At 62.4% G+C, this 15,992-nt stretch carries 16 protein-coding genes; 7 read left to right on the top strand and 9 right to left on the bottom strand.

Annotation, left to right across the window (positions count from 1 at the left end):
- Nucleotides 1-64: 64 nt before the first annotated feature.
- On the bottom strand, nt 65-328 hold the full coding sequence (locus N5D53_RS10140) for an ogr/Delta-like zinc finger family protein (RefSeq protein ID WP_004576942.1): 264 nt from the start codon (nt 326-328) through the stop codon (nt 65-67).
- 179 nt (nt 329-507) lie between these two features.
- On the opposite strand from N5D53_RS10140, the gene N5D53_RS10135 reads away from it, so the two are divergent.
- Complete coding sequence (locus N5D53_RS10135) at nt 508-888, top strand: helix-turn-helix domain-containing protein (protein ID WP_014861245.1); 381 nt, start codon at nt 508-510, stop codon at nt 886-888.
- On the opposite strand, the gene N5D53_RS10130 is transcribed toward N5D53_RS10135, so the two are convergent.
- Genes N5D53_RS10130 through N5D53_RS10120 form a run of 3 tightly spaced genes read right to left on the bottom strand, consistent with a single transcriptional unit; the run spans nt 885 to nt 1,847 of the window.
- Complete coding sequence (locus tag N5D53_RS10130) at nt 885-1,247, bottom strand: hypothetical protein (protein ID WP_014590308.1); 363 nt, start codon at nt 1,245-1,247, stop codon at nt 885-887. The genes N5D53_RS10135 and N5D53_RS10130 overlap by 4 nt on opposite strands.
- Nucleotides 1,240-1,587, bottom strand: coding sequence for a head completion/stabilization protein (locus tag N5D53_RS10125; RefSeq protein WP_064493164.1), 348 nt, complete (start codon nt 1,585-1,587; stop codon nt 1,240-1,242). Before N5D53_RS10125 ends, N5D53_RS10130 begins: the two co-directional genes overlap by 8 nt.
- A gap of 11 nt (nt 1,588-1,598) precedes the next feature.
- On the bottom strand, nt 1,599-1,847 hold the full coding sequence (locus N5D53_RS10120) for a helix-turn-helix domain-containing protein (protein ID WP_003251454.1): 249 nt from the start codon (nt 1,845-1,847) through the stop codon (nt 1,599-1,601).
- A 220-nt stretch (nt 1,848-2,067) separates the two neighbouring features.
- Between N5D53_RS10120 and N5D53_RS10115 the strand changes: the two genes are divergently transcribed.
- Nucleotides 2,068-4,131, top strand: coding sequence for a TonB-dependent receptor (locus N5D53_RS10115; RefSeq protein WP_279840251.1), 2,064 nt, complete (start codon nt 2,068-2,070; stop codon nt 4,129-4,131).
- Nucleotides 4,132-4,234: 103 nt separating this feature from the next.
- On the opposite strand, the gene chrR is transcribed toward N5D53_RS10115, so the two are convergent.
- Nucleotides 4,235-4,795 carry a class I chromate reductase ChrR gene (chrR, locus tag N5D53_RS10110; RefSeq protein WP_003251456.1) on the bottom strand — a complete coding sequence of 187 codons (561 nt, stop codon included), beginning with the start codon at nt 4,793-4,795 and terminating at the stop codon, nt 4,235-4,237.
- 156 nt (nt 4,796-4,951) lie between these two features.
- Between chrR and N5D53_RS10105 the strand changes: the two genes are divergently transcribed.
- Nucleotides 4,952-5,170: a hypothetical protein gene (locus tag N5D53_RS10105; protein ID WP_010954911.1), complete on the top strand. Its 219-nt coding sequence runs from the start codon at nt 4,952-4,954 to the stop codon at nt 5,168-5,170.
- Here the strand turns inward: N5D53_RS10105 and N5D53_RS10100 are convergent.
- The 4 genes from N5D53_RS10100 to N5D53_RS10085 form a co-directional block, all read right to left on the bottom strand.
- Nucleotides 5,154-7,403: an Orn/Lys/Arg decarboxylase N-terminal domain-containing protein gene (locus tag N5D53_RS10100; RefSeq protein ID WP_049588234.1), complete on the bottom strand. Its 2,250-nt coding sequence runs from the start codon at nt 7,401-7,403 to the stop codon at nt 5,154-5,156. The genes N5D53_RS10105 and N5D53_RS10100 overlap by 17 nt on opposite strands.
- A gap of 265 nt (nt 7,404-7,668) precedes the next feature.
- Nucleotides 7,669-8,427 (bottom strand): DNA polymerase III subunit epsilon, encoded by a 759-nt coding sequence (gene dnaQ, locus N5D53_RS10095; protein WP_010954912.1) that lies wholly within the window; start codon nt 8,425-8,427, stop codon nt 7,669-7,671.
- Between the two features lie 50 nt (nt 8,428-8,477).
- Nucleotides 8,478-8,924 carry a ribonuclease HI gene (gene rnhA, locus N5D53_RS10090; RefSeq protein WP_003251460.1) on the bottom strand — a complete coding sequence of 149 codons (447 nt, stop codon included), beginning with the start codon at nt 8,922-8,924 and terminating at the stop codon, nt 8,478-8,480.
- Nucleotides 8,925-8,939: 15 nt separating this feature from the next.
- Nucleotides 8,940-9,713, bottom strand: coding sequence for a methyltransferase domain-containing protein (locus N5D53_RS10085; protein WP_003251461.1), 774 nt, complete (start codon nt 9,711-9,713; stop codon nt 8,940-8,942).
- Nucleotides 9,714-9,798: 85 nt separating this feature from the next.
- Here N5D53_RS10085 and gloB point away from each other — a divergent pair, with 85 nt between their 5' ends.
- From gloB to N5D53_RS10065, 4 genes are all read left to right on the top strand, one after another.
- Complete coding sequence (gloB, locus tag N5D53_RS10080; RefSeq protein WP_279840247.1) at nt 9,799-10,578, top strand: hydroxyacylglutathione hydrolase; 780 nt, start codon at nt 9,799-9,801, stop codon at nt 10,576-10,578.
- Nucleotides 10,579-10,678: 100 nt separating this feature from the next.
- The gene (locus tag N5D53_RS10075) at nt 10,679-12,109 is read left to right on the top strand and encodes a lytic transglycosylase domain-containing protein (RefSeq protein WP_104961139.1); all 1,431 of its coding nucleotides are present in this window, start codon (nt 10,679-10,681) and stop codon (nt 12,107-12,109) included.
- Between the two features lie 220 nt (nt 12,110-12,329).
- Nucleotides 12,330-14,159 carry an extracellular solute-binding protein gene (locus N5D53_RS10070; protein WP_190869578.1) on the top strand — a complete coding sequence of 610 codons (1,830 nt, stop codon included), beginning with the start codon at nt 12,330-12,332 and terminating at the stop codon, nt 14,157-14,159.
- Entirely contained in the window at nt 14,156-15,991 is a 1,836-nt protein-coding gene (locus N5D53_RS10065) for an extracellular solute-binding protein (protein WP_019437936.1), read from the top strand. The genes N5D53_RS10070 and N5D53_RS10065 overlap by 4 nt, the downstream gene beginning before the upstream one ends.
- Nucleotide 15,992: the final 1 nt, after the last annotated feature.

Raw genomic sequence — 15,992 nt, 5'->3', positions numbered from 1 at the left:
AACACCCCGCCTAGGCGGGGTGTTTTTTTATCTGCACGTTTTGCTACCTGCGCCCACGGGTGCCTCACTCACTCGGGCAGCCCTGACCTGCGCCCGGCAAGGCGGCCTTGCGCAAATCACCATTGGCCGAAGGCAGGTACACTTCCGGGTTGGGCATGCCGCTGGGGGAGAGTTCATGGGTCATTTCGAATTCGGCGCGCACTGACCAGCCACACGCCTCGGTAGTGCATTGCAAATAAGCGATTCGCAGGAAAATATGGCGCCCTTCGCTAGTACGTATGCGCATCCGGCTGTGGCAATGCGGGCAAACCAGCTTGTAAGTACTCACGGCAAGTACCTGCTAGCATTGCCCAGGCTAGTCTGTGTGTCAGTATTGGCTGCAACTGTGGGTGTATTCTTCAATTTGATGGTTCTCATTGCAGAAGTGCTCCTTAAAACGCAGGGCTGTATTCATAACGAGTAGTTTAAGCCCATGGAATATCATTAAACCAGTCATGGATATTTGTTATGAGTACTCACATACTTGCTGAGGTGCTCACGCGCCTTAAGCTTCTCACTGGCGCAAACACTGATGCCGAGCTGTCACGTGCACTGTCGGTCAGCCCGCAAACGCTGAGCAGCTGGAAGGTTCGCGAGAGCATTCCTTACTCACTTTGCATAGACATCGCCAAAAAGCATGCATGCTCACTGGACTGGCTATTGCTGGGTCAAGCCGAGCACATCGCCGCCGACCCAGGTGATGCGGGCTGGGAGTGCGAAATGCTCGAACGGCTGCGCACGCTCTCGCACAGCGATCGCCAGGCCATCCTGCTGTTCATCAAGGACAAACAGCGCATCCAGCAGTTGGAACAGCAACTGAGCGAGCTCGGCGGCGCAACCAATGGCTAACCCCGACGGCGCCAGCGCTGGATGAGCTCGCGCGGGTCGAGTGTATCCAGCCAGACCATGACCTTGAGGCTGATGGGGATCACCACCACAGCGGCCACGAATGCCGCCATGCCCCGGGTCAGCAAAGGCACCAATGACGAAACCAGTGGCTCGAACAGATGGCCCACGCCCACGGTCACGAATAGCAGCAGCAGTTTCTTGGCCAACGTCAGGCGCCTGGCCTCACTGGTGATCAATCGATCGCGTGCCGCGCTCACCAACAATGCTCCCAGCAGCGCGGCGAACAGCACATCGCCATCCACCCCCAGGAACGTCACCAATGCCGGGGCCAGGTGGTCGAAAACAGATCGCTCAGGCATGTACTTGCCCTCCGCGCGGAACAGGCAGGCAGGCGGTTGAACCCAGGCTATACATGACCGCCGCTTCGACGAAACGGATGTAGCACACCCGCAAGGCACGCCCATGATCATGCCCGGCCACATCCTCGAGCCGCTTGTAGCCCCGCTCTCGCAGCACTGAACGCCAGCGGGCGAATTCCCGTGCTGCCTCGATGGCTGCGCAGCGCGCGGCCACTTCCAAAGCCGCGTCACTGACAGACCGCGGCAGTTGCAGGTGCTCACGCAACCTGCCCAGATCCACCCGCGGCCAGAACGGGTCATGGCAATCGGCAAAGCGCGGTAGCCGAGGATCGTTGCTCATGCGCTACCCCCTTACTGCTCGGCCAGCATGCCGTAGCGAATGGCCTTGATCACAGCAGCCACCCGGGTAGGCACTTCGAATTTGCGCAGGATGTTGGACACGTGAAAGTTCACCGTCGACTCCTTGCATTCAAGGATCTGGCCGATCTCCCACGAGCTCTTGCCATAAGCACACCACAACAGCACTTGCTGTTCACGTGGCGTCAGGCGAACCGGGGCGTCCGCCAAGGGTTGCTGCGAGTGTCGAGCGTTGTCAGTCATGTTTGAACTCCACGGGTGATTGAGCGAGGCATTGCTGCCTACTTGCAGTCACCTTACGAAGCACAGGCCACCCACCTCCACCGCCATGGTTTGTAAAGAACTTTCGTACAAGACCGCATGACGAAGGTGACGCACGATTTGCTGACTTTCTGCGTGCTCCAAGCCGCATTTCGCTCGTCTCAACGCCGTTGTCCATTCGCCTTTCGCCTGGAGTCGTACAATGCGTTCCGATTTACCCCTCTCGTCCTGCCTCGGTCTGCTGGCGGCCTTGGCTGCCACTCAGCCCGCCCTGGGGGCATCCTCGGTCGAATTGGGCCGGGTGCTGATCACCGATGAGGAGCAGAACGAGCTGACGGCAGCCAGCGAGCGCCTGCGTGAAATACCGGGGGCCAGCAACCTGGTGGACATGCAGCGCGTGGGGCAAGGCCGAGTGGCCAGCAACCAGGACGTACTGGCCTACCAGCCTGGGGTGTTCGCCCAATCGGCAGGCAACGACGGCATCAAGCTGTCGATACGCGGCTCGGGCATCAACCGTGCGCCGGGGGCGCACGGTTCCGGTGTCTACACCATGTTCGACGGCCTGCCGTTGACCGGTCCGGGCGGTACGCCTTACGAACTGTTCGAACCGCTGTGGCTGAGCCGTGCCGAAGTGCTGCGTGGCGCCAATGGCTTTGACCAAGGCTCCCTGGCCTTGGGCGGTGCGATCAACTACGTCACCCACACCGGCTACGACGCGCCTGCACTGCAAGTACGCTACGAAGTCGGTAGCCGCGGCTACCAGCATCGGCACATCAGTTCGGGCCAGGTGCTGGGCAACCTCGACTATTACGTGGCCCTGACCGATTCGGAATATGACGGCTACCAGGCGCACAGCAGCGGCAGCGCCAAGGGCATTGCCGCCAATGCCGGTTACCGCTTCAACCCCAACCTGGAAACCCGCTTCTACCTGCGCTATCGGGAAACTGAAAACGAACTGCCCGGCCGCCTGACCAAGGACCAGATCAAGCACCACCCGCGCGCGGCCAACCCCAACTATCTGGCACGCGACGACAGCCGCCCGCAACCAGGCAGCACCTGGGTGGGCAACAAGACGACCTTCTACCTCGACGACGAGGCACGCCTGGAAGCCGGCCTGGTCTATCACGACTACCCGATGGACCTGCGCGAAGGCCCCATGCGCCTGAAGGTCGCCTACACCGATGTCAGCGGTACGCTGAACTATTTCCGCCGCGACACACTGTTCGGCCGCGAGAGCAAGACCACCGTTGGTTGGCGTACCACCAAGCACCTGCCCAACAGTGGCGCTTCGCAATTTACCCGCAATGGCGATGTGTTTGGCGAGCGCACCCGTGACTTCACCTACCAGGGCTCGGACACCGTGCTGCATGTTGGCAACGACCTGGAACTGGTCCCCAACCTGTGGCTGAGCACCGGCCTGGCCATGATCTACACGCGCCGCGAAAGTGACGTGACCTACCCCTCTGAAGGCGGAAAGGTGAGCATGCATGACTGGGACTATGCCCCCCGCCTGGGGCTGCGCTACGACATCCGCCCGGACTTGCAGGTGTACGGCAACCTGAGCCGCTCGGTAGAGCCGCCCCATCCCTGGGCCCTGATCTGGAGTGCGCCCACAGCGAACCAACCGATCGAAATGCAAAACCAGACCGCCACCACACTGGAATTGGGCACACGCGGCGAATCGGCATTGGGGCATTGGGACCTAGCGTGGTACTACTCGCAGGTTCGCCATGAATTGCTGGCGGTGGAAATCGTGCAAGGCGCCCCGGCCAAGGAATTCAACGCCAGCGCTACCGTGCACCAAGGCGTGGAAGCCGGCCTCGACAGCACCCTGTGGGAACGCGCGGGCACTGGCAAGCTGAGCTTGCGCCAGGCCTACACCTTCAGCGACTTCCACTACCGTGATGACGACACGTTTGGCGACAACCGTCTGCCCGGCATCCCCATGCACTACTACCAGGCCGAGCTGCGCTATGACTGGCCGAACGGCTTCTATGCCGGGGTCAATACACAAATGGCCTCGAAGGTGCAGGTGGACTATGCCAATAGCTACCACGCCGATGAATATGCCTTGCTCGGTGCGCGCGTTGGCTGGGACTCACCGAAACAGGACTGGCAGACCTGGCTGGACCTGCGCAACCTGACCAACCAGCGCTATGCAGCGACCGTGACGCCGGCCTACAACGACGCCGGCAAGGACAATGCCCGTTCGACACCGGGCGAAGGGTTTGGCGTATACGCGGGGGTTTCCTACAGCTTCCGCTGACGGGTAGGAGCGGGTTTACCCGCGAATGCGTCGGCAAATTCAATGACGCATTCGCGGGTAAACCCGCTCCTACGGGGGGGCGCTGCACAGCATGATTAGGGGTTCAGACCGCCCTGTTCAACTTCACCCATGAAGCAAACCTGTCGACAAACGCCTGCAAGAACGGTCGCGTCTTATCGTTGAGCTTGCCCGAATCCTCGAACAAGCTCGCCGCACCGCCAAGGTAAGCCTCGGGCATCTGCATGCAGGGCATGTCAAGAAACACCAGCGACTGGCGTACCGCATGGTTGGCGCCAAAGCCTCCAATCGCCCCCGGCGACACACTCACAACCGCCGTCGGCTTGCCGCTCCAGGCACTTTGCCCGTAAGGACGCGAACCCACATCGATGGCATTTTTCAGGCAGCCCGGCACCGAGCGGTTGTATTCCGGGGTGACGAACAACACCGCATCACTGCGACGGATTTCATCGCGAAAACGCTTCCAGGTTTCCGGCGGTGCCTCGGCTTCGATATCTTCGTTGTACAGCGGCAGGTCGCCAATCTCGACGATCTTCAGCGCAAGGCTGGACGGCGCCAGCTCCGAAAGTGCGCGGGCGACCTTGCGGTTGTAGGACTCCTTGCGCAAGCTGCCCACGACGACTGCTACCGAATACACCTGACTCATGGCAATTCCAACCTTTGCGGGTTAAATAGACGTTGTAGTTATAGATGACCGTTCTCCGGCGCCTGAGTTTTTTTTCCGCAGGGCGAAAACTTCCGAGTCAGTTTCACGGTCTATGCCTTCATACATTTCCTACGTAATTCAGAGGTTTCCACCCAAATGGCAGCAGTAATGGTCGGCCAATTCCACGCCCGTGACGCCGAAGGCCGCATCTACCCCGTGCACGAGTTTCAGGAATCCACCCTGCAACTCGACGGCAGCACGCTGGGCGCCCCCATCACCACCTACCGCCTGGCCATCGGCGACAAGGTCAACCACCTGGGTGAAAACCGTTTCGAACTGGCACGCTCCGGCGTCGAGATCACGCGCATTCCGTGATGCAATCCACCGTGTAGCGGCCCCCTTCGTGCTGCAGGCCGTGCACATCGGCGACAAACCCGGGAAAGCCCTGGTTGAATGCTCGGGCGAATGCCAGGTAATCAAGGATCGAGCGGGTCGCCTCGGTGAACCGCTCACCCGGCATGATCAACGGGATGCCAGGCGGGTACGGCACCAGCATCACCGCCGCCACACGCCCCAGCAATGCCTCGATCGGCACCGCCTCCACTTCGCCACGCACCATCTTGTCATAGGCCTGGGCCGGGCTGACGGCCACCTCCGGCAAACGGGTGAACAGCCGCTTCAGCTGCTTGGCCGTGGCATTGGCGCGGTAGCAGTCATGTAACTGGTCGCACAGGTCACGCAGGCCCATGCCCTGGTAGCGCAAGGCGTCGGCAGCCCCCACACTGGGCAGGCAGCTGCTGAGTGGGGTGTTGCCGTCATAGTGGCGCTTGAACTCCAGCAGCTCGGTGAGCAGGGTGCTCCACTTGCCCTTGGTGATGCCCATGGAAAACAGTACCAGGAAGCTGTACAGGCCCGTTTTTTCCACCACCAGCCCGCGCTCCCAGAGAAACTTGCTGACTACCGCTGCCGGGATACCGCGCGCGCCCAGCACACCGTCTGCGCTCAGGCCCGGCATTACCAAGGTCACCTTCAGCGGGTCGAGCAGCACATAGTCGGTCACCACTTCACCAAACCCATGCCATTGCGCCCCCGGCTGCAGCAGCCAGTCCTGCGCGGCCAGACGGGGGATGCCCTCGGCACTTGGCGGCTGCCAGATGCTGAACCACCAGTCCGCTGCGGCAATGTGCTCACGCAGGTTGGCCAGGGCACGACGAAAACTCAACGCCTCGTCGAACATCTCCTGCAGCAGCGAGCGCCCGGCCGGCCCTTCCATCATGGTCGAAGCCACATCCAGCGAGGCGAGAATGCTGTACTGCGGCGAGGTAGAGATGTGCATCATGAACGCTTCGTTGAAACGGTCCCGGTCCAGCTGCCGCCTGGCACCGTCCTGCACATGAATCATCGAGGCCTGGCTGAACGCCGCCAGAAGCTTGTGGGTGGAGTGGGTACTGAACACCAGCGGGCTGTCTGCCGCGCAGGCGGTGCCCATGGCGTAGCGCCCGGTGAAAAAGTCGTGGAACGCGGCATAGGCAAACCAGGCCTCATCGAAGTGCAGCACCTCGACACTGGCACCCAGGGCCTGCTTGATCAGCCCGGCGTGGTAACACAGCCCGTCGTAGGTGGAGTTGGTCACTACCGCCAGCTTGATACGCTGCCCACGATCACGGGCAAGGGGGTTGGCCTGAATCTTCGCGGCGATCGCCTCGGGGCTGAACTCGCTGAGCGGGATCGGGCCAATGATGCCCAGTTCGTTGCGCTCCGGGCACAGGTACAACGGGATGGCACCCGTCATGATGATCGCGTGCACCACCGACTTGTGGCAGTTGCGGTCCACCAGCACCAGGTCGTCACGACCGACCATGGCGTGCCAGACGATCTTGTTGGCCGTGGAGGTACCGTTGATGACGAAGAAGGTGTGGTCGGCGCCGAAGTTGCGCGCCGCCCTGGCCTCGGCTTCGGCCAGCGGGCCTGTGTGGTCGAGCAGCGAACCCAGCTCCGGCACGGAAACGGACAGGTCCGAGCGCAGGGTGTTTTCCCCGAAGAACTGGTGAAAGGCTTGGCCTACCGGGCTTTTATGATAGGCCACACCGCCACCATGGCCCGGGGTGTGCCAGGAATAGTTGGACTGCGCGGTGTGCTGTACCAGCGCCTTGAAGAACGGCGGCAGCAGGCCATCGAGGTAGGTGTGTGCGGCTCGCGCCACCTGGCGGGCGAGAAACGGCACGGTGTCTTCGAACAGGTAGAGGATGCCACGCAGCTGGTTGAGCTCGCTCATGGCTTCGGCGGGGGCATTTTCCAAGGTCACCTGCTCGCCCAGGGCGAAGATCGGCAGGTTGGGTGCGCGCAGACGGGCCAGGCGGATCAGCTCGGCCATGTTCTGCAGTAAATGGGTGTTCTCGCCAGCGCCTTCGGCGGCAATCAGCATGCAGGCCAGGCCATGGTGGGTGGCGGCGACCAGGCGCGCTTCGGCGTGGTCGGCTGCGGCGAGAATGGCAAAGCCATCCTGGCGCAGTTCCTCGGCGATACCCCGCACGCGTTCGCCGGCAACACTGTCGGCCTTGATGGCGCGGTGGACAATGAGGATCGGGAACTTGAGGTCCTTGTACATCAGGTGGCTACCTCCGAAGGACATGGCGTCCATTTCAGGGTAGTTGAGCCTTGTATTGCGTGTACTGGCCCTTTCGCGGGTGAACCCGCTCCTACGACGGCCTGTGTCCAATCACCGACCGGTGCCCAGCAGCAGCGGGTTTACCCGCGAAAGGGCCGGGCCTGCTGGCCAATCTGCCCCCGCCATTCACCGCCGCAGCCGCCACCGTATTCGGCAGGTAAACCCGCCCCTACAACGATCTCCACTTCTGTTGCAGGGCGAAAGATCAGCCGGCTGGTGTCTCAGTCAGGGCCTGCCACAGCGAAGGCCCACCCGCCGACTTGGCAATGGCCGCCAGCCGCTCGGCATGTGCCTCCAGCTCTTCAGCGCTGGCCATGATCACCCGCCCTGGCGCACGCCCGACAATCCGGCGGATCTCGCTGCCGCCAGCGCCCTGCCCGTCCTCTTCGGTATCTGCGCCATTCCCAGCCAACGACAGGCTGGTCTGGCCACCGGTCATTGCCAGGTAAACGTCGGCCAGCAGTTCCGAGTCGAGCAGTGCGCCGTGCAACTCACGGCCCGAGTTGTCGATGTCGTAGCGTTTGCACAGCGCATCCAGGCTGTTGCGCTGCCCCGGGTGGCGCGAACGTGCCAGCAGCAGGGTGTCCAGAATGGTGCAGTGCTGCGAAATGTCAGCGCGGTCCTGCTGGCCCAGCAAGGCGAATTCGTTGTTGATGAAGCCAACGTCGAACGCCGCGTTGTGGATGACCAGCGTGGCGCCCTGGATGAACTGGAAGAACTCCTCGGCGACATCGCCAAAACGTGGCTTGCCGACCAGGAAGGCATCCGTGATGCCGTGAACGTTGATCGCGCCCTCGTCACTCTCGCGGTCGGGCTGCAGGTAGACGTGGAAGTGCCGCCCGGTCAGGCGCCGGCCGATGACCTCGACACAGCCGATCTCGATGATCCGGTGGCCTTCGCCAACCGGCATACCCGTGGTTTCGGTATCGAGAATGACGAACCGTTTATCTTGCTGCTGCTCCACGCGGGCGCTCCAACTTGCATCCGTTACAAAGGCCGCGATTGTACCCCAGCTCAACGCTGGGCGCGCACCTCATCGACCCCACGGTTGGCCAGCTGGTCGGCGCGTTCGTTGCCGGGGTGGCCAATATGGCCGCGCACCCACTTCCAGGTCACCTTGTGCCGGTTGACCTGCTCATCGAGCTGCTGCCACAAGTCAGCGTTCTTCACCGGCTCCTTGGCGGCGGTCTTCCAGCCGCGCTTCTTCCAGTTGACCATCCATTCGTTGATGCCCTTCATCACGTACTGCGAGTCGGTGGTCAGCACCACCTCGCATTCACGCTTGAGCGACATCAGGCCCTGGATTGCGGCCATCAGCTCCATGCGGTTGTTGGTGGTCTCACGTTCGCCGCCCCACAGTTCCTTCTCGACGCCCTTGTAGATCATCAGCACGCCCCAGCCACCCGGGCCAGGGTTGCCCTTGCAGGCACCATCAGTAAACATCTCGACGCTATCGCTCATGTACCACTCTTGAATTCAGTGCTTGTCAGTTTCGGGGTTGGCTGCGGTGCGGTTGACCTTCGCCAGTGGCAGCGGCAGCAGCTTGCCCATTGGCTCGCGGCGTTCCGGCCGCAAAGGCCGCAGGCCTACCACCATCTTGCGCGCCACCAGCAGGTACACCCCGCCACCGGAGCCCTGCCAGCCGCCGGCCAGTCGTTCCCAGCCCTCCAGGCGTTGCTGCCAGGCTGGTGAGGCAAGCGGCGGACGATAGCACCCGAAGCGGCGTTTCTCCAGCGCGAAGCCCAGCAGGTTGAGCCAGTCGCCCACCCGTGACGGCGAGATGCAGCGCGCCTTGCGCAGAGCACCGTGACTGAAGAAATGGCGCATGCCCCAGCTGCTCCAGGGGTTGATCCCCACGATCAGCAGGTGCCCGCCCGGGCGTACGGCACTGGCGGCCTCGCGCAGCAGGCCATGGGGCGACAGGCAGAAGTCCAGGCCATGCTGCAGCACCACCACGTCGGCAGCGTGCTCGCTCAACGGCCAGGCTTGTTCTTCGCAGACAATCTCCACACCCGGCAAGGGCGCACCAAGGCGCACGTTACGCTGCACCTGGGGGGCTCTGGGCGGTGGCTCGGCACAGGGCCCGTAATGCACGAGATAACCGCCAAAGAAGCGCCCGAGCTCTTCTTCCAGCAGTTTGTCCTCCTCCTTGAGCATCAGTTGCCCAAGTGGGCCGTTGAACCACTCACGGGCCAGGCTGATCAGCTCGACCCAGTCCGGGTCGGCCTGGGCAAAGGCTTGGTCGGTCATTGCGCTCTCCCTCGAAGGTTCTCCCACCGCGCCATCGCGGCTAAGATGCCCTCATGTGCCACGCTAGGCGAATCGGATCCGCACCATGATACAGATCGAAGCTCTCCCCGCTTTCTCCGACAACTACATCTGGTTGTTACAGGATACTGCCAAACGCCGTTGTGCGGTGGTCGACCCGGGCGATGCCGGCCCAGTGGAGCGCTGGCTGGCTGCCAACCCCGAATGGGTGCTGAGCGACATCCTCGTCACCCACCACCACAATGACCATGTCGGTGGGGTGGAACGGCTCAGGCAATTGACCGGCGCACGGGTCTGTGGCCCTGCCAACGAGCGCATTCCCGGCCGCGACCTGGCACTGGACGAAGGCGACAGGGTGGACGTGCTGGGTGTGACGTTCCAGGTACTGGCGGTACCCGGCCACACCCTGGGGCATATCGCCTTCTTCAGCGACCAGCCAGCAACGCCCATCCTGTTCAGTGGCGACACCCTGTTCGCCGCCGGTTGCGGGCGCATGTTCGAAGGTACACCCGAACAGATGCAGCCCGCCCTCGCCCGCCTGGCGGCCCTGCCAGAGCAGACACAAGTGTACTGCGCCCATGAATACACCCTCAGCAACCTGCGCTTCGCCAAGGCTGTGGAACCGACCAACCCGCACGTTCAGCAACGCTTCGAGGACGTTACCCGTTTGCGCGCCGAAAATCGCATCAGCTTGCCCTCAACGATCGGCCTGGAGCGCCTGACCAACCCCTTTCTGCGTACCGCTGAAACATTAGTTAAACAAAAAGCAGACGAATGGAAGGGACATTCAAACACCTCGCATGTCGCTGTTTTTGCTGCCTTGAGGTCTTGGAAGGACACCTTCTGATAACCGCAAGATATATCGCAAGTGAGGGCCGAAGGTTGACCCGGGCCGGAGCGGTTTCTAGAATCGCCGAAATTTTTCGCCCGGATACCTGTGTCAGCCGATGTCTTCCCGTAGCCGCAGAACCTCTCATTCCGCCGCCCTGACGCGCCTGGCCCAAATCAGCGCGCTGGCCCTGGCAGCCACGCTGGTGGGCTGCCAGAGCACCCGTCAGCTCGACGAATCCGATAGCGTTCGCGCGCACAACTACCAGGCACGGATCAAGCACAAACCTTCCCCGCTGCTGGTCAAGCCGGCCGAACAGGCGCCGCAGGATGTCTGGGAGCGCATGCGCCAGGGCTTCGCCCTGCAGGACAGCATCGACGTCAACCCGCGCATCGAGCAGCAGCGCTTGTGGTTCGCCAGCAACCCGACCTTCATCGAAAGCGCCGGGGAACGTGGCAGCCTCTACCTGCACTACATCGTCGAGCGCCTTGAAGAACGCGACATGCCGCTGGAACTGGCCCTGCTGCCAGCCATCGAAAGTGCCTACAACCCCATGGCCTACTCACGCGCCAGCGCTGCCGGCATGTGGCAGTTCATGCCGGCTACCGGTCGCCACTTCAACCTGCGCCAGACCAACTTCTATGACGGCCGCCGCGATGTCACCGCGTCGACCAACGCCGCGCTGGACTACCTGACCCGCCTGCACGACATGTTCAACGGCGACTGGCTGTTGGCCCTGGCGGCCTACAATGCCGGCGAAGGCACCGTCAGCCGAGCCATCGAGCGCAACGAAAGGCTCGGCCTGCCGACCGACTACTGGAACCTGCCGCTGCCACAGGAAACCCGCGACTACGTGCCCAAGTTGCTGGCACTGTCGCAGGTGGTGTCCACGCCAGAAGCCTATGGTGTCAATCTCACCCCGATCGCCAACGAACCGTACTTCGAAGCGGTGGCGATCAATGACCGTCTGGACCTTTCCCGGGTCGCGGCCTTTGCCAACATCGACGAGGACGAGCTGATCCAGCTCAACCCGGCATTCAAGAAGCGCATGACCGTCGATGGCCCGAAACAGCTGCTGGTGCCCACCGCCAAGGCGCAGTTGCTCAGTGCCAGCCTGTCCAACCTCAACCCGGAGCAACTGGTCAGCCTGCAACCCCCGAAAGCAGCGTTTGCCCGGGCCGTGGCCGAAGCCAAGGCACCGGTGGGGGCACGCAGCTACCGGGTCAAGCGTGGCGATAACCTGAGCGTCATCGCCAAGGCCAACCGTGTATCGGTCAAGGACATCAAGCGCTGGAACCGTTTGTCCGGCAACAGTCTACGCGCTGGCCAGGTTCTGGCCCTGCGTGGTGGCAGTGCGCCAAGCGCCGCCGGCAACCGGGTTGCTGCCTCCGGGAAGCGCTCCACGCAATACAAGGTCCGCAAGGGCGATTCTCTGTACCTGGTGGCCAAGCGCTTCAATGTGGAAATGAAGCACCTCAAGCGCTGGAATCCACGCAGCGGCCACGCCCTCAAGCCAGGCCAGACCCTGACCGTCTACCTCGGGCATTGAGTCGTTACAGGGGCTGCTTTGCAGCCCATTCGCGGGCACGCCCACTCCCAGAGGTTTTTCACAGTCCTCAAAGCCGGTGCCGTACCTGTGGGAGCGGGCGTGCCCGCGAATGGGCCTGAAAACCCAGCCACTGGAAAACCCCAGCCCCTCTCTTTTTCCAACCCCACCAAGCTGTTACTGTACCCGATCAAAGCCCAACGCCTCTGGATCGGATGCCGATTTGATACGTCCCCTCCTGCTGTCACTCAGCCTGGCCTTGAGCTTTCCCGCAGCCGCGATCGTGAGCGAAAGCCACGGATACGCGCAGTTCGGCACGCTCAAGTACCCAGCCACCTTCACCCACTTCGACTGGGTCAACCCGCAAGCGCCCAAGGGCGGCACGTTGCGGGCCATGGCTTTTGGTACCTTCGACACGCTCAACCCCTACACCTTCAAAGGGTCGAGCCCGATTACCACGCCCAATTTCCAGCAGTACGGCATCAGCGAGCTGAACGAGCCACTGATGGTCGGCACAGGCCAGTACGACCCGTCCGGTGACGAGCCAACCTCCAGCTATGGCCTGATCGCCCGCTCGGTGGAGTACAGCGAGGACCGCAGCTGGGTGGTGTTCAACCTGCGCCCCGAAGCCCGCTGGCATGACGGCCAGCCCATCACCTCGGCTGACGTGGCCTTCTCGTACCGCACGCTGCTCAAGGATGGCCACCCGATCTACCGCACCAACCTGCAGGAAGTGCAGCGGGTAGACATCCTCGGCCCGCTACGCATCCGCTTCGTGTTCAAACGCGCCGGCAACCCGCTGCTGATCCTGCGTCTGGGCGAAATGCCGGTGCTGCCCAAACACTACTGGCAGAAGCGCGACTTCAAGGCCACCACCTTCGAGCCCCCCTTGGGCAGCGGCCCCTACCGCATCACCCAGGTACAACCCGGACGACGACTGGTGTTCGAACGGGTGAAGAACTACTGGGGCAAAGACCTGGCGGTCAACCGTGGCAAGTACAATTTCAATCGGGTCGAATACGAGTTCTATCGTGACGCGACGGTGGCCTTCGAAGCCTTCAAGGCCGGCGAGTTCGACATCTATATCGAGCACCAGGCAAAAAACTGGGCCAACGGTTACAACTTCCCTGCCGTGCGCCGGGGTGAAGTGATCAAGGCACAAATCCCGCATAGCATCCCCACGCAAACACAGGGCCTGTTCATGAACAGCCGCCGGGCCGCGTTCAGTGACCCGCGGGTACGCCAGGCGCTGGGGCTGATGCTGGACTTCGAGTGGACCAACCGCGCGCTGTTCAGCAGCGCCTACCGCCGCTCGACCAGCTACTACCCAAACAGCGAGTTCGCCGCCAGCGGCCTGCCCACCGGCAAGGAGTGGCTGCTGCTGGCGCCATTCCGTGACCAGTTGCCGGCCAAGCTGTTCAGCGAACCGTACAAGGTCAGCCACACCGATGGTCGGGGTATCAGCCGCCAGACCCTGCGCCAGGCCCTGGGCCTGCTCGCCGAGGCCGGCTGGAAGCTGCACGGCCAGCGCCTGGTCGACAGCAAGGGCCAGCAGTTGCGCATGGAACTGCTGCTGGTAAACCCCAACCTTGAACGCATCCTGCAACCTTATGTCGAAAACCTGTCCAGCATCGGCATCGATGCGCGCTTGCGCACCGTGGACCGTGCCCAGTACAAACAACGTCTGGACCAGTTCGATTTCGACATGATTCTGATGACCCTGAACCAGACCCTCAGCCCCGGCCTCGAACAATGGCTGTATTTCCATTCCAGCCAGGCCGCGACAAAGGGCAGCAAGAACTATGCTGGGGTCAAGGACCCGGTGGTCGACCACCTGCTCGACACCCTGCTCACCGCCCGCACCCGCGATGACCAGGTCGCCGCTGCCCGCGCCCTGGACCGCGTGCTCTCATGGCACTACTACATGATCCCCAACTGGTACCTCGACAACCATCGCCTGGCCTACCGCAACCGGTTCGCCTTCGTCACCACGCCGGCCTACACCCTTGGGCTGAATAGCTGGTGGATCAAGACTTCGGAGAAAGCCCAATGACGCCAACGCACCGTCTGCGCCGGCTGGCAGGCAGCCTGTTGCTCGCCTGCCTGAGCCTTCCCGCGCTGGCCGCACCGCAGCACGCGCTCACCCTTTACGATGAGCCACCCAAGTATCCCGCCGACTTCAAGCACTTCGACTACGTCAACCCGGATGCGCCCAAAGGCGGCACCTTCCGCCAGTCCAGCTTCGGCGGCTTCGACAGCCTCAACCCGTTCATCAACAAAGGCGTGGCGGCCGAAAATATCGGGATTATCTACGACACCCTGATGCGCCAGAGCCAGGATGAACCGTTCACCGAATACGGCCTGGTTGCCGGCAAGATCGAAAAGGCCCCGGACAACAGCTGGGTGCGCTTCTACCTGCGCCCCGAAGCGCGCTTCCATGACGGCCATCCGATGCGCGCCGACGACGTGGTGTTCACGTTCAACGCCCTGATCAAGGACGGCGCCCCACTGTACCGCCAGTACTACGCCGACGTCGCCGAAGTGGTCGCCGAAGAACCGCTGAAGGTGCTGTTCAAGTTCAAGCACAAGAACAACCGCGAGCTGCCACTGATTCTCGGCCAGCTGCCGGTACTGCCCAAGCACTGGTACGAAAACCGCGAGTTCAACCGCGGCAACCTGGAAATCCCGTTGGGCAGCGGCCCGTACAAGGTCGCCAAGGTCAAGGCCGGGCGCTCGGTGCGCTACGAACGGGTCAAGGACTACTGGGCCAAGGACCTGCCCATCAACCGCGGCTTCTACAACTTCGATGCCATGACGTTCGACTCCTACCGCGACACCACCGTCGCCCTGGAGGCCCTCAAGGCTGGGGCATTCGACTATGGCCTGGAAGTCAGTGCCAAGAACTGGGCCACCGCTTACAACGTGCCCGCCGTGCGCGAAGGTCGCCTGATCAAGGAAGAGCTGCCCAACGGCAACCCCACCGGTATGCAGGGCTTCATTTTCAACATCCGCCGCCCGGTTTTCCAGGATGTGCGTGTGCGCCAGGCCCTGAGCCTGCTGCTGGACTACGAGTGGACCAACAAGCAGCTGTTCAACGGTGCCTACACCCGTACCGGCAGCTACTTCGAGAACTCGGAAATGGCCGCCCGCGGCCTGCCCAGCCCCAACGAGCTGAAAATCCTCGAACCACTGCGCGGCAAAGTGCCCGAGCAAGTATTTACCGAGGTCTTCCACAACCCGGTCAGTGACGGCAGCGGCATGATCCGCGAGCAACAGCGCCAGGCCTACAAACTGTTGCAGGAAGCCGGCTGGAAAATCGTCGACGACAAGATGGTCGACGCCCAAGGCAAGCCGGCAAGCATCGAGTTCCTGCTGGCGCAGACCGAGTTCGAACGCATTCTGCTGCCGTTCAAGCGCAACCTTGCCGACCTCGGTATCGAGCTGAACATTCGCCGCGTCGACGTTTCGCAGTACATAACCCGCCTGCGCTCGCGTGACTACGACATGATCGTTGGCGGCTACCCGCAATCCAACTCGCCAGGCAACGAGCAGCGCGAGTTCTGGTCCAGCGCCGCCGCCGACAACCCCGGCAGCCGCAACTTCATCGGCCTGCGCGACCCGGCCATCGACCAACTGGTGGACCAGCTGATCAACGCCGACTCTCGGCAGAGCCTGATCGACCACTGCCGCGCCCTCGACCGCGTGCTGCTGTGGGGCTATTACGTGATCCCCAACTGGCACATCAAGACCTGGCGTGTGGCCTACTGGAACCACATCGGCCACCCGAACGTGTCGCCCAAGTACGACATCGGCATCGACACCTGGTGGATCAAGCCCGATGTAACCCCGGCGGTCAGCGAAGCGCCTGCGGACGAGGCCAACTAAG

This window comes from Pseudomonas sp. GD03862 (assembly GCF_029840855.1).
Classification (GTDB): Bacteria; Pseudomonadota; Gammaproteobacteria; order Pseudomonadales; family Pseudomonadaceae; genus Aquipseudomonas; species Aquipseudomonas alloputida.
The sequence above is the reverse complement of the archived record's forward strand: the minus strand, read 5'-3'. Positions and strand labels throughout refer to the sequence as shown.